This is a genomic window from Xanthobacter sp. SG618, from assembly GCF_012932745.1.
Taxonomy (GTDB): Bacteria; Pseudomonadota; Alphaproteobacteria; order Rhizobiales; family Xanthobacteraceae; genus Xanthobacter; species Xanthobacter flavus.
Window position 1 is genome coordinate 194,731 of the sequence record NZ_JABBHL010000005.1, and the last position, 13,371, is coordinate 208,101.

9 protein-coding genes and 1 other RNA gene are annotated in these 13,371 nt (G+C 68.7%); 4 read left to right on the forward strand and 6 right to left on the reverse strand.

Features of this window, described 5'->3' with window-relative positions; translation table 11 throughout:
- Nucleotides 1-35: 35 nt before the first annotated feature.
- The 4 genes from FHT36_RS15425 to FHT36_RS15440 form a co-directional block, all read right to left on the reverse strand.
- A complete protein-coding gene (locus FHT36_RS15425) occupies nucleotides 36-1,049 on the reverse strand; it encodes an esterase-like activity of phytase family protein (RefSeq protein ID WP_169123380.1) in 1,014 nt (337 codons plus the stop codon).
- On the reverse strand, nucleotides 1,046-2,944 hold the full coding sequence (cobT, locus tag FHT36_RS15430; RefSeq protein ID WP_169123381.1) for a cobaltochelatase subunit CobT: 1,899 nt from the start codon (nucleotides 2,942-2,944) through the stop codon (nucleotides 1,046-1,048). Before cobT ends, FHT36_RS15425 begins: the two co-directional genes overlap by 4 nt.
- A 106-nt stretch (nucleotides 2,945-3,050) precedes the next feature.
- Entirely contained in the window at nucleotides 3,051-4,034 is a 984-nt protein-coding gene (cobS, locus tag FHT36_RS15435) for a cobaltochelatase subunit CobS (protein ID WP_210257788.1), read from the reverse strand.
- A gap of 103 nt (nucleotides 4,035-4,137) precedes the next feature.
- Nucleotides 4,138-4,749: a J domain-containing protein gene (locus tag FHT36_RS15440; RefSeq protein ID WP_169123382.1), complete on the reverse strand. Its 612-nt coding sequence runs from the start codon at nucleotides 4,747-4,749 to the stop codon at nucleotides 4,138-4,140.
- A 242-nt stretch (nucleotides 4,750-4,991) separates the two neighbouring features.
- On the opposite strand from FHT36_RS15440, the gene FHT36_RS15445 reads away from it, so the two are divergent.
- From FHT36_RS15445 to gyrB, 3 genes are all read left to right on the forward strand, one after another.
- A complete protein-coding gene (locus FHT36_RS15445; protein ID WP_169123383.1) occupies nucleotides 4,992-5,291 on the forward strand; it encodes a BolA family transcriptional regulator in 300 nt (99 codons plus the stop codon).
- Nucleotides 5,292-5,339: 48 nt separating this feature from the next.
- Nucleotides 5,340-6,056, forward strand: a complete 717-nt coding sequence (gene queC, locus FHT36_RS15450) for a 7-cyano-7-deazaguanine synthase QueC (RefSeq protein WP_169123384.1) — start codon at nucleotides 5,340-5,342, stop codon at nucleotides 6,054-6,056.
- A gap of 120 nt (nucleotides 6,057-6,176) precedes the next feature.
- Nucleotides 6,177-8,603 carry a DNA topoisomerase (ATP-hydrolyzing) subunit B gene (gyrB, locus tag FHT36_RS15455; protein WP_169123385.1) on the forward strand — a complete coding sequence of 809 codons (2,427 nt, stop codon included), beginning with the start codon at nucleotides 6,177-6,179 and terminating at the stop codon, nucleotides 8,601-8,603.
- A gap of 44 nt (nucleotides 8,604-8,647) precedes the next feature.
- On the opposite strand, the gene rnpB is transcribed toward gyrB, so the two are convergent.
- An RNA gene (rnpB, locus tag FHT36_RS15460) (RNase P RNA component class A) lies at nucleotides 8,648-9,018 on the reverse strand.
- A 47-nt stretch (nucleotides 9,019-9,065) separates the two neighbouring features.
- Nucleotides 9,066-11,204 carry an NAD-dependent DNA ligase LigA gene (gene ligA / locus FHT36_RS15465; protein WP_169123386.1) on the reverse strand — a complete coding sequence of 713 codons (2,139 nt, stop codon included), beginning with the start codon at nucleotides 11,202-11,204 and terminating at the stop codon, nucleotides 9,066-9,068.
- A gap of 159 nt (nucleotides 11,205-11,363) precedes the next feature.
- Here ligA and FHT36_RS15470 point away from each other — a divergent pair, with 159 nt between their 5' ends.
- Nucleotides 11,364-13,364 carry a cytochrome c gene (locus FHT36_RS15470; protein ID WP_169123387.1) on the forward strand — a complete coding sequence of 667 codons (2,001 nt, stop codon included), beginning with the start codon at nucleotides 11,364-11,366 and terminating at the stop codon, nucleotides 13,362-13,364.
- The last annotated feature ends 7 nt before the right edge of the window (nucleotides 13,365-13,371 follow it).

Sequence of the window (13,371 nt, forward strand, 5' to 3'; positions counted from 1 at the left end):
GGATCGCGCTGAATTGGCGCTCGACCTGCCGCGCCTCAGTCCCCCGAAACCGCGAAGCGCAGCAGGATGGTGCGCTGAAGTGGGCTGAAATTGTCGTCCGAGATGAGCGTGAGCAGGATCTCGCCGGCGGCACTGCGGGTGACGCCGAGGCCTTCCATGTTGTCGATCTCGTGGCTCATGTCGAAGCGGCCCAGCACCTCGCCGGTGATGCGCGCGCCGGGCTTCACCTCGCTGGCGGGGAAGCGGCGCAGCTGCATGTTGACGCCTTCGAGCGGCGAATAATGGCGCTCCAGAAGGTAGAAATTCCCGTCCGGCCCTAGCGCGAGGTCGGTGGCGTCGAACGGACCGCTCTTGGTCACGGTGAAGCCGCCGGGCGCTGGACCGCCGATGATGAAGCCGGGCAGATCGTCCGCCTTCTTCGCCCCTTCCTCGCCGATGGCGATGAGCGCGCCCTTGAGCGGGCCTGAGGGCATGAAAGCGAGGCTTTCGAGGCCGGTGTTGCGCCTCAGATTCTTGATGGCCGGCGCCGGCACGAGCGTGCCGCGCTTTCCGAGGGGATCGCGCGGATAGCGCCAGATCTCGTTGATGGTCTCCATCGCCACATAGGCGGCATCCGGCGCGAGGGCGACGGATTCCACGTCCTCGCGGTCATTGTCCGCCTGCACCCGGCCCTCGGCATCGAGCAGCGCTGCCGCCTTCACATCGGCGAGGCCGGTGGGGCGGTCATTCTCCGTGACGAGCCGGCCGGAGAGGAACAGGCCGGCGTCGGTGATGGCGAGGAAGTGCTCGTCCTGCTCCAGCGCGAAGCCGGAAATGCCCCCGAAGCCGGGAAAGGGCGAGGTGAGCACCAGCCCGCCGACAAACCGCAGCGGGCCGAACTGGGTGAGCTCGTCCCCCCGCTTGAAGGTCGCGACGGGCTGCGCCGTGACCGTGATGGCCACCGGCTCGGGCGGCAGCGCGCCCGGCTTGGAGAAGGCAAGATTGAACAGCAGAGCGCCGCCGAGCACCCCGGCGGCGACAATGCCGACAGCGCGCAGGCCCCGCTTCAATGCAGGCGGCCGCCCCGCGACGCCCCCTTGCCGGCTGCGCCGGGTGTTTCCTCGAACAGCTCGGCGAGCTTCTCGGTCATCACCCCACCCAGTTCCTCCGCGTCCACGATGGTGACGGCGCGGCGGTAGTAGCGGGTCACGTCATGGCCGATGCCGATGGCGATCAGCTCCACCGGCGAGCGGGTCTCGATCTCGGTGATGATGTGGCGCAGGTGGCGTTCCAGATAGTTGCCGGCATTCACCGACAGCGTGGAATCGTCCACCGGCGCGCCGTCCGAGATCATCATCAGGATGCGCCGGGCCTCGGTGCGGGCCAGCAGGCGCTTGTGCGCCCAGTCGAGGGCCTCGCCGTCGATATTCTCCTTCAGGAGCCCCTCGCGCATCATCAGGCCGAGGTTGCGGCGTGCCCGACGCCAGGGGGCGTCGGCGGACTTGTAGACGATGTGCCTGAGGTCGTTGAGGCGGCCGGGGGCGGCGGGCTTGCCGGCGGCGAGCCAGGCCTCGCGGGACTGGCCGCCCTTCCAGGCGCGCGTGGTGAAGCCCAGCACCTCCACCTTCACGCCGCAGCGCTCCAGCGTGCGGGCGAGGATGTCGGCGCAGGTGGCGGCCACCGTGATGGGCCGGCCGCGCATGGAGCCGGAATTGTCGATGAGCAGCGTCACCACCGTGTCGCGGAAGTCGGTGTCGCGCTCGCGCTTGAAGGACAGCGCCGCCATGGGGTCCATGATGACGCGCGGCAGGCGCGCGGGATCCAGCACGCCCTCCTCCAGGTCGAATTCCCAGGCGCGGTTCTGCTGCGCCAGCAGCTTGCGCTGCAGACGGTTGGCCAAGCGCGCCACCACGCCCTGCAAATGGGCCAGCTGCTTGTCGAGATAGGAGCGGAGGCGCGTCAGCTCCTCGGGGTCGCAGAGGTCCTCGGCCGAGGTCTCCTCGTCGAACTTGGTGGTGAAGGCGTGGTATTCCGGCCCGCGATTGTCGTGGGTCATCGGCGGACGTGGGGACCACGGCTCAGCCGGCTCCTCGCTGTCGCCCATCTCGGTGCCATCCGGCACGTCGGCGGGGGGCGCGGCCTCGCTCTGGGCTGCGCTGTCGGGCATCTCCTCCTCGGAGAGCTCGGCCTCCATCTCGGTGGCGCCCTGCTGGCTGTCGTCCTCGCGGCTTTCGCCGTTCTCGCCGCCCTGCTCCTCGGCGCCGCCCTCGTTCTCGTTCTCCTCGGGCTCCTGCTCGGTGTCGAGGCCGCTTTCCTCGCCCATGTCGAGGGAGGCGAGGAGGTCGCGGGCGATCTCGCCGAACCTCTTCTGGTTCTCGATGCTGTCGATGAGCCGCGCAAGGTCGCCGGCCGCCCGCTCCTCGATGAAGGGGCGCCACAGGTCCACCACGCGCCGGGCGTCCGGGGGCGGGGCCTCGCCGGTCAGGCGCTCGCGCACCATGAGGGCCACCGCATCGGCGATGGGCGCCTCGGAGCGCTCGGTGATGTCGGCATAATTGGCGCGGTGGTAGCGGTCCTGCAGCATGGCCGCGAGGTTGCGCTTCACGCCGGGCATGCGGTTGCCGCCGATGGCCTCCACGCGCGCCTGCTCCACCGCCTCGAACACGCCGCGGGCGACTTCGCCCTGGGGCAGCATCTTGCGATGGACGCCGGGATCATGGCAGGCGCGGCGCAAGGCGAGGGAATCCGCATGGCCGCGCACGATGGCGGCGTCCTGCAGCGTGAAGCGGCGCGGCGGCTCGGGCAGACGCACCCGGTCCGGGCCGAGCGCCGGACGCTCGGAGGCGAAGGACACCTCGAACTCGGAGACGCCGGCAATGGCCTTGAAGCAGCCCGTGACGGCGCGCTTGAACGGCTCGGACGGAGCTTCCTTGGGGGCCTTGCCGGTGGTGCGGTTGGTGGCCATGGCGCGTGCTTCTTCGGCTCTTGCGCCGTTAGGAGGCGCTTCTTGCGGGGCGACAGGCCGCGCCGTGGCGCAGCCTGTTCAATGGGCACGGCTAAGCCGCACCCGTTCAGGACAGAGCGACGTTCACCGTGCTCTCGGCCAGCTCCTGGCCGAAGCAGCGCTGGAAGAACTCCGCCACCAGCGGGCGCTCCAGCTCGTCGCACTTGTTGAGGAACGTCACGCGCAGCGAGAAGGCGATGTCGCGGAAGATGTCCGCATTCTCGGCCCAGGTGATGACCGTGCGCGGGCTCATGACGGTGGAGAGATCGCCGTTCATGAACGCCTGCCGGGTGAGGTCGGCGAGGCGGACCATGCGGTTCACCGTGTCGCGGCCTTCCACGTTCTGGAAGTGCTTCGCCTTGGCGAGGACGATGTCCACTTCCTTGTCGTGGGCGAGATAGTTCAGCGTGGTCACGATGGACCAGCGGTCCATCTGCGCCTGGTTGATCTGCTGGGTGCCGTGATAGAGGCCGGTGGTATCGCCGAGGCCGATGGTGTTGGCGGTGGCGAACAGCCGGAAGGCACCGTGGGGGCGGATCACCCGGCTCTGGTCGAGCAGGGTCAGGCGGCCGGACGATTCCAGCACGCGCTGGATCACGAACATCACGTCCGGGCGGCCGGCGTCATATTCGTCGAACACGAGGGCCACGTTGTTCTGGTAGGCCCAGGGCAGGATGCCGTCGCGGAATTCGGTGACCTGCAGGCCGTCCTTCACCACGATCGCATCCTTGCCGATGAGATCGATGCGCGAGATGTGGCTGTCGAGGTTGATGCGCACGCACGGCCAGTTCAGCCGCGCCGCCACCTGCTCGATGTGCGTGGACTTGCCGGTGCCGTGGAAGCCCGTGACCATCACGCGGCGGTTGCGGGCGAAGCCGGCGAGGATGGCGAGGGTGGTCGGCCGATCGAACAGATAGTCCGGGTCCAGCTCGGGCACATGCGAGTCGGCTTCGGAGTAGGCCGGGACCTCCATGTCGATATCGATGCCGAACGTCTGGCGAACCGACACCTTCATGTCCGGCATCGGGGCAGTGGTCTCCAAACCGCTCATAACTCCTCCGTCGGCGCGCCCCGCGCGCCCCTTTTCGTGTCCCAGTCCATCACGGCGCGGTCTTGTGGGCCGCCTCCGCGTCGCCGGCGATCCTGAGGACCGCTCAGCAGAAACCTGCCTGCTTGAGGCTGTTGTAGGCCTGGATGACGCTGCGCAGGCGATCCTCCGAGGAACGGTCGCCGCCGTTCGCGTCAGGGTGGTGCAGCTTCACCAGTTCCTTGTAGCGGGCCTTGATCTCGACCGGGCTGGCCGACATCTCGAGGCCCATCACCTCCAGCGCCCGCCGCTCCGCGGTGCGCACGATCTTGCCGTTGGGCTCCGGCCGGTCGGCTTGGAAGGTGGCGCCCATCTCGGCCGTGAATCCGAAGGGGTCGCGCATGCCATCGGTGGCGTCCGCGCCCGCGCGACGCCCGCCAGCGCCCTTCATCCCCATCTTCCAAGTGGGGCGATGGCCGGTCAGCGCATCCTTCTGGTAGGCATACACCGCATCGTCGGTCATGCCCGAGAAATAGTTGTAGGACTGGTTGTACGCGCGCACATGGTCCAGGCAGTAGGACCAGTACTGGCCCTCCTTGTGCCGACCCTTGGGCGCCTTGTGCGTGCCCTCCGCCGTGCAGCCCGGCCACTGGCAGCCCGTCAGCGACATCCGGCTGCGGGGCCGGTCGTCGGCGGGCTTGACCCGGATACGGTCGAAGAGGGGGGAGTCGAGTTTCATGGCCGATCGATTATGTCCGCCGTTCCGCGGCGCGGCAAGGAATTGCGGTGCAGCGCGCAGAGAAAGCGCCGGGCCACAGGGGTAGCGGGGGGATGTGACGTCGGGGTCGGAACCGGCTGAGCCGGCCTCATCGTGACCGAGGGTGGCAGGCCGCGACAAGCCCCATATAATGCCGCCCACGCGGGAGCGCCATAACCGGCCGCTCCCTTTGGTCCCTGCCATTGCACAGAAGCCTTTTCATCATGTCCCAATCTTCCCTTTCCGCCATCCGCCAGACGCTGGAAGCCGGCCTCAGCCCGCTCGCCCTCGAACTGGAGGACGAGAGCCACAAGCATGCCGGCCATGCCGGTGTGATGCACGACCACAAGGGCGCCAACCGCGGCGACGGCGGCATCACCCACCTTCGGGTGCGGGTGGTCTCCCCCAGCTTTACCGGCAAGAGCCGGGTGGAGCGGCACCGCATCGTCAACGGCCTGCTGGAAGGCGAGATCGCGCGCGGCCTGCACGCCCTCGCCATCGAGGCCAAGGCTCCGGGCGAATGAACCACGCCCGGCGAATGAACCGCATTCGGGGCATGGAGCCGTCCGCGCATGGCTGAGGCCGCGTTGCACCGGGAGGAGGGCGCGCTCGTCCTCTTTTCCGGCGGGCAGGATTCCGCCACCTGCCTCGCTTATGCGCTGGAGCGCTTCGGCCGGGTGGAGACACTGGGCTTCGACTATGGCCAGCGCCACGCCGTGGAGCTGGAGCGCCGCCCGGGGCTGCGCGCCGCCTTCCGCGCCCTCAACCCGCGATGGGACGCGCGGCTCGGCGCCGACCACGTGCTGGACCTGCCCGTGCTCGGCCAGATCTCGGACACGGCGCTCACCCGGGACGTCGCCGTCCATATGGAGGCGAGCGGCCTGCCGAACACCTTCGTGCCCGGCCGCAACCTCGTCTTCCTCACCTTTGCCGCCGCCCTCGCCTATCGCCGGGGGCTCCGGCACATCGTCGGCGGCATGTGCGAGACGGACTTCTCCGGCTATCCCGACTGCCGGGACGACACCATCAAGGCCATGCAGGTGGCGCTGAACCTCGGCATGGAGAAGCGCTTCGTCCTCCACACGCCGCTCATGTGGATCGACAAGGCCGAGACCTGGCGCCTCGCCGAGCATCTGGGCGGCCGGCCGCTGGTGGATCTCATCGTGGAAGAGACCCACACCTGCTACCTTGGCGACCGTGGCCACCGTCACGCCTGGGGCTATGGCTGCGGCGAATGCCCCGCCTGCAGGTTGCGAGCGGATGGGTTTGCACGCTACAGCGCCGGCTGAATGGCCCCTAAATGGCCGCCGAGCCTTGGAAAACGCAGGAAAACAAGCGCGACCGCCACCAAATAGCCGCCGCTTTGCGTTAGATTTGCAACACGTACCAGAACCGAATCGGAAGTCCCCATGGTCGAACCCGTGCCTGCCCCGTCCCCCGACGACTACGGCGCCCAGTCCATCCAGGTGCTCAAGGGCCTCGATGCGGTCCGCAAGCGTCCCGGCATGTACATCGGTGACACGGACGATGGCTCGGGCCTCCATCACATGGTCTACGAGGTGGTGGACAACGCCATCGACGAGGCCTTGGCCGGCTGGGCAAAGGAAGTCACCGTCACGCTGGAGGCCAACGGCTCGGTGACCGTGACCGACGACGGCCGCGGCATCCCCACCGACCTGCACCCCGAGGAAGGGGTTTCCGCCGCCGAGGTCATCATGACCCAGCTGCATGCGGGCGGTAAGTTCAACCAGAATTCCTACAAGGTCTCCGGCGGCCTCCACGGCGTGGGCGTCTCGGTGGTGAACGCTTTGTCGACCACGCTCGATCTCACCATCTGGCGCGACGGCAAGGAGCACTATATGCGCTTCCGCCATGGCGACGCCGAAGCCCCGCTCAAGGTGGTGGGCACGGCGCCGGCGGGCAAGCGCGGCACCAAGGTGACCTTCCTGCCGAGCCCCGAGACCTTCACCCGCATCGAGTTCGACTACGCCACGCTGGAGCATCGCCTGCGCGAGCTGGCCTTCCTCAATTCCGGCGTGCTCATCGTGCTCACCGACGCGCGCGGCCCCGAGCCGAAGCGCGAGGAGCTGCACTATGAGGGCGGCGTCGAGGCCTTCGTGAAGTATCTCGACCGCAACAAGACCGCGCTCATCGCCAAGCCCGTGGTGATCCGTGCCGAGAAGGACGGCATCACGGTGGAGGCCGCGCTCTCGTGGAATGACGGCTACCACGAGAACGTGCTGTGCTTCACCAACAACATCCCCCAGCGTGACCGCGGCACCCACTTCACCGGCTTCGCCGCCGCGCTGACCCGGCAGGTGCTGGGCTATGCCAACACCTCCGGCATCTCCAAGAAGGAGAAGGTGGACCCCACCGGCGAGGATTGCCGCGAGGGCCTCACCGCCGTGCTCTCGGTGAAGGTGCCGGACCCGAAATTCTCGTCCCAGACCAAGGACAAGCTCGTCTCCTCCGAGGTGCGCCCGGTGGTGGAGAACCTGGTCGGCGAGGCGCTCGCCAACTGGTTCGAGGAGAACCCGGTCGAGGCGAAGAACGTGATCGGCAAGGTGGTGGAGGCCGCCGCCGCCCGCGAAGCCGCCCGCAAGGCGCGCGACCTCACCCGCCGCAAGAGCCCGCTGGACGTGGCTTCGCTCCCCGGCAAGCTTGCCGACTGCCAGGAGAAGGACCCGGCCAAGTCCGAGATCTTCATCGTCGAGGGTGATTCGGCCGGTGGCTCCGCCAAGCAGGGCCGCGACCGCGCCTTTCAGGCCGTGCTGCCGCTGCGCGGCAAGATCCTGAACGTGGAGCGCGCCCGCTTCGACAAGATGCTCTCCTCGGAGCAGATCGGCACGCTCATCACCGCGCTCGGCACCGGCATCGGCCGGGACGATTTCGACATCGCCAAGCTGCGCTACCACAAGATCATCATCATGACGGACGCCGACGTGGACGGCGCCCATATTCGCACCCTGCTGCTCACCTTCTTCTTCCGGCAGATGCCGGAGATCGTGGACGCAGGCCACCTCTTCATCGCCCAGCCGCCGCTCTACAAGGTCGCGCGTGGCAAGTCCGAGACCTACCTCAAGGACGAGAAGGCGCTGGAGGACTACCTCATCACCACCGGGCTGGAAGAGGCCTCCCTCCATCTCGCCACTGGCGAGGTGCGCACCGGCGCCGACCTCGCCCATGTGGTGGACGTGTCGCGCCAGCTGCGCAGCGCCCTTTCCGCGCTCCATCCCCGCTACAACCGCGCGGTGGCCGAACAGGCGGCGCTGGCCGGCGCCTTCGCCCCCGCTGCGCTGGAAGACGCGGCCACCGGCTCCGCCGCCGCGGCCGAGGTGGCCCGCCGCCTCGATGCGCTGGCCGACGAGACCGAGCGCGGCTGGACCGGCATCTGCGACGAGACCGGCTATGTCTTCTCCCGCACCGTGCGCGGCGTCGCCGAGGTCGCGCGGCTCGACCACGCCTTCATCGCCTCCCCCGAGGCACGTCGGCTCGACACCCTCGCCCGCGACCTCGACGGCGTGTTCGCCGCCGCCGCGACCCTCAAGCGGCGGAGCGACGAGCAGGTGCTGTTCGGCGCGGTGGACCTGTTCGACGCCGTCACCGATTCCGGCCGCAAGGGCCTCTCGCTCCAGCGCTACAAAGGCCTCGGCGAGATGAACCCCGAGCAGCTGTGGGAGACGACGCTGGACATCAACGCCCGCTCCCTCCTCCAGGTGCGCGTGAAGGAAGTCGACGCCGCCGACGACCTCTTCAGCCGCCTGATGGGCGATACGGTGGAACCCCGCCGCGAGTTCATCCAGGAGAACGCGCTGCGCGCCAGCGTGGACGTGTGAGGGGGCGCGGCCGTGCGCCGCGTCTCTCATCAGGTCTTAGAGGAAACACCAGCCGGCCTGTAAGCCGGGTTCTGTACGGCGGGCGTTTCCGCCCGCGTGGCGACCATTCCTCTGGGACGCCGGTTGCCCGGCGCCTCTAGCAGTCAACCCGGACGGCGCCCCGTAGACAGGGGTGGTTTCCCGTGCCGTCCCTATTCGACTTTGCTCCCGGTGGGGTTTGCCGTGCCGCTCCCGTTGCCGGTCGCGCGGTGGGCTCTTACCCCACCGTTTCACCCTGGCCCATGCACGCATGGGTGGTTTGATTTCTGTGGCACTTTCCCTAGGGTCGCCCCCGCCGGACGTTATCCGGCACCGTGTCTGCGTGGAGCCCGGACTTTCCTCGACACCGAAATGCCGCGGCCGCCCGGCCGGCTGGTCGGGGAGGAATGGGGGTTCAGGGGCGGGGCGTCAAGAACTTCCTCCCTACCCCACCAGCTCGAACCACTCATCCTCGGTGATGACCTTCACCCCCAGCGCCTGCGCCTTCTCGAGCTTCGAGCCCGCGCCCGGCCCGGCCACCACGAGATCCGTCTTGGCGGAGACCGAGCCCGCCACCTTCGCCCCCAGCCGCTCGGCCATGGCCTTGGCTTCGTCGCGGGTCATCTTCTCCAGTGAGCCGGTGAAGACCACCGTATTGCCCGCCACCGGGCTCTCGGCGGCCACGCGCTCCATGGGGGCCGGCGTCACTTCCGCGAGCAGGGCCGCGACCACCTCGCGGTTGCGCGGCTCGTGGAAGAATTCGATGACGGCTTCCGCCACCACGTCGCCCACGCCGTCGATGGCCAGCATCTCCTGCCAGGCGTCATTGCCCTTGGGGTGCTCCTCGCCCGGGATGGCCGCGGCCAGCGCGCCGGCCTCCAGCGCTTCCACCGTTCCGTAATGGCGCATGAGGCGCTTGGCGTTGGTCTCGCCCACATGGCGGATACCAAGGGCGAAGACGAAACGGTCCACCGACACGTTGCGGCGGGACTGGATGGCCACGAACAAGTTGGCCGCCGAGGTCTTGCCCCAGCCCTCGCGGTTTTCCAGACGCTGGAGGCCCTCCTTGTTCCGTGCCTCCAGGGTGAAGATGTCGGCGGGGGACTTGATCAGGTCCCAGTCGTAGAAGGCGCGCACCTGCTTCTCGCCCAGCCCCTCGATGTCGAAGGCGTTGCGCGACACGAAGTGGCGCAGCCGCTCCACCATCTGCGCCGGGCAGATCAGGCCCCCGGTGCAGCGGCGCACCGCGTCCACCTTGCCGGTCTTGGTGTCCACCTCGCGCACCGCATGGGAGCCGCAGGCGGGGCAAACGTGGGGAAACCCATACGGCTTCGAACCCGCCGGCCGCTTCTCGGTGATGACGCGGACCACCTGCGGGATCACGTCGCCGGCGCGCTGCACCACCACCGTGTCGCCGACGCGGATGTCCTTGCGGGCGATCTCGTCCTCGTTGTGCAGGGTGGCGTTGGCCACCACCACGCCGCCCACCGTCACCGGCAGCAGCTTCGCCACCGGGGTGAGGGCGCCGGTGCGGCCCACCTGGATGTCGATGGCCTCCAGCACGGTTGTGGCCTGCTCGGCCGGGAATTTGTGGGCGATGGCCCAGCGCGGCGAGCGGGAGACGAAGCCGAGCCGGCGCTGCAGATCAAGCCGGTCCACCTTGTAGACCACGCCGTCGATGTCATAGGGCAGGCTCGCCCGCTGCGCCTCGATGGAGCGGTAATGGGCGATCAGCTCCGCAGCGCTGGTCACGCGCACCATGAGCGGGTTGGTGGAAAAACCCCAGCGGGCGAAGGCTTCCACCATGCCATGCTGGGTCTCGGCCGGCAGCGGCGTCGCCTCGCCCCAGGCATAGGCGAAGAATTTCAGCGGCCGTGACGCGGTGATGGCGGGATCGAGCTGGCGCAGCGAGCCGGCCGCCGCATTGCGCGGATTGGCGAACACCTTCTCTTCGGCCGCCGCCTGCCGGGCGTTCAGCGCCTCGAAGTCGGCCTTCGCCATGTAGATCTCACCGCGCACGTCGATGACATCAGGCACGCCCCGGCCATGCAGCCGATCGGGGATATCGGCGATGGTGCGCACATTGGCGGTGACATCCTCGCCCTCGGCGCCGTCGCCGCGGGTGGCGGCGACTTCGAGGCGACCCGCCACGTAGCGCAGCGAGCAGGAGAGGCCGTCGATCTTCGGCTCGGAGGTGAAGGCCACCTCCTCCTCCGCGCCGAGACCGAGGAAGCGCTTCACCCGCGCCACGAACTCCTCGACCTCATCGTCGGAAAAGGCGTTCTGCAGCGACAGCATGGGCACGCCATGCACCACCTTGCCGAACTTCTCGGACGGCGCGGCACCCACTTTGGCGGAAAGGCTGTCCTCGCCCACGAGGCCGGGAAAGCGCGCCTCGATGGCCTCGTAGCGGCGGCGCAGGGCGTCGTATTCGGCATCGGAGACGACCGGCGCGTCTTCTCGATAATAGGCCGCGTCGTGGCCCTTGATCTCCTCGGCGAGCGCCGCGTGCTCGGCGGCGGCGTCGGAGGGCGAGAGGTCCTCCACGGTCAGGGAGCGCAGGGGCAAAGCGGGCTTGGTCATCGTCGGCGGTTCCCGGCAGGCGTCCGCCGTCGCGGGCGGGGGCAGCGCCTATATCCACTCCACGGGATTTTCGTTCAATCTCGCCGGGTGATTTTCGATCAATGTCGCCTTCCTGAAAAATGTCTAAGGTACGCCGACGCGAATCTCATGGGGGATGAAATGGTCAGGGTGTCCCGATACACGCGCCGGCTTGCGGCGCTTGCCGCCGCCACTTTTCTCGGCGCCGCAATGCCAGCCCTGGCGCAGTTCGCCCCGGACCCGTCAGCCGATCCGGCCCTCGTGGCGCGGGGCGAGTACATCGCCAAGGCGGCGGACTGCATGCCCTGCCACACCGGGGACAAGTCCAAGCCCTTCGCCGGCGGCCTCGCGCTGAACACGCCCTTCGGCGCCATCTACTCGCCCAACATCACGTCCGACCGCACCACCGGCATCGGCCAGTGGACCTACGACCAGTTCGTGAACGCGGTGCGCAACGGCATCCGCAAGGACGGTGCCTATCTCTACCCGGCCATGCCGTTCGACGCCTATACCGAGATTTCCGACGACGACATGAAGGCCCTGTGGGCCTATGCGCGCGCCATTCCGCCGATCCCCAACACGCCGCCGGCCAACCAGCTGGAATTCCCCTTCAACATCCGCCTCGGCATGCTGGCGTGGCGTGAGCTGTTCTTCGACCAGGGCCGCTTCCACCCGACCGCGGGCAAGAGCGATGCGTGGAACCGGGGCGCCTACCTCGTCAACGCCCTCGGCCATTGCGGCGACTGCCACACCCCGCGCAACCTGATGGGCGCGACCAAGGCCAAGGCCGCCTTCCTCGGCGCCGACATCGACGGCTTCTGGGCGCCGGACATCGACACCGCCTCGCTCAAGAAGACCTGGACGCCCGAGACCCTGGCCAACTTCTTCGCCACCGGCTCGGCACCGGGCAAGACCTCGGTGTTCGGCCCCATGGCCGAGGTGATCCACGATTCCCTGAGCAAGCTCACCGCGGACGACCGCGCCGCGCTCGTCACCTATCTGTTCGATGCGCCGCCCCCGGCGGACAAGCCGGCGGTGCAGAAGGCGTCCCCGCTTTCTGCCGACGTCTATGCGCGGGCCTCCAAGCTCTACATCGACAATTGCGCCGTCTGCCACATGGACAAGGGCGCCGGCCGCACCGACACCATTCCCGCGCTCGCCGGCAACCCGGCCGTGATCGCGGCCGAGCCCTACAACGTCATCATGGCGGTGCTCGGCGGCCTGCCCGCGGGCGGCACCTATGGCGCCATGCCATCCTTCGCCGGGCGGCTCGACGACCAGCAGATCGCCGATCTCGCCAATTATGTCCGGACCTCCTGGGGCAACACCGCCGCGCCGAACGTGACCTCCTCCATGGTCGCCGCATGGCGCGCCACGGCGCACGTCCCGGACTACGGCACGCAGGCGGCGTCCGCCTTCACCTGCCCGGACGTGGGCGGCGCGCCCGGCTCCGATGGTCCGGATGCGAAGGCCGTGGCCGCGCTCTCGTCCATGATGGCCGGCGGCCAGCGGTCCATCCCCATGATGGTGGATGCCTACAAGGCCGCCTCCGGCTCGGCCGGCTCCGGCACGATCGTGGACGCGCTCACCGCCGCCTATTGCCCGGTGGTGGCCAAGAGCAATGCGCCGGACTGGCAGAAGACCGCCGAACTGCGCCGCTTCACGCTGCAGGCGGCCATGGAGGTCTCGCGCCGCACGATCTCCGGTCCGGTGGACAGCCAGCCCATCGCCTGGGCGCTGCCGGTGGGTCCTGGCCTCGTACTGAAGGAGCCTGCCAGCCTCGCCGACAAGCTCGCCTGCCCCGCCGATGACGGCAAGGCGGTGCCCACCGACCTCTCGGCGGGGGCGGCCAAGCTGCTCACCGGCGTGAAGCCCCCCATGCAGGGCGCGGCCATCGCCTCGGCGGCGACCACGCTCTACCAGCAGAACCCGAAGGCCCGGCCGTCGGACGTCGCCAACGCCCTCATCGCCTCCTATTGCCGGATCGTGACGGGAGTGAAGACCTCGGTGGCGGAGCAGAACGCGCTGCTCAACCAGTTCGCCGGCCAGGCGGTGCAGACGCTCCAGCTGCTGCCCCCGCGCAAGACGGTGGTGGAGGCTGCCCCGGCCGCGACGCCGGCTGCGCCTGCCAAGAAGAAGTGAGGCGAGG

What these genes read in the sequence shown, in the direction of transcription:
- gyrB (WP_169123385.1), top strand. Translation starts at nt 6,177, where the DNA reads ATGGTCGAACCCGTGCCTGCCCCGTCCCCCGACGACTACGGCGCCCAG.
- cobS (WP_210257788.1), bottom strand. Translation starts at nt 4,034, where the DNA reads ATGAGCGGTTTGGAGACCACTGCCCCGATGCCGGACATGAAGGTGTCG.
- queC (WP_169123384.1), top strand. Translation starts at nt 5,340, where the DNA reads ATGGCTGAGGCCGCGTTGCACCGGGAGGAGGGCGCGCTCGTCCTCTTT.
- FHT36_RS15440 (WP_169123382.1), bottom strand. Translation starts at nt 4,749, where the DNA reads ATGAAACTCGACTCCCCCCTCTTCGACCGTATCCGGGTCAAGCCCGCC.
- FHT36_RS15470 (WP_169123387.1), top strand. Translation starts at nt 11,364, where the DNA reads ATGGTCAGGGTGTCCCGATACACGCGCCGGCTTGCGGCGCTTGCCGCC.
- ligA (WP_169123386.1), bottom strand. Translation starts at nt 11,204, where the DNA reads ATGACCAAGCCCGCTTTGCCCCTGCGCTCCCTGACCGTGGAGGACCTC.
- FHT36_RS15445 (WP_169123383.1), top strand. Translation starts at nt 4,992, where the DNA reads ATGTCCCAATCTTCCCTTTCCGCCATCCGCCAGACGCTGGAAGCCGGC.
- cobT (WP_169123381.1), bottom strand. Translation starts at nt 2,944, where the DNA reads ATGGCCACCAACCGCACCACCGGCAAGGCCCCCAAGGAAGCTCCGTCC.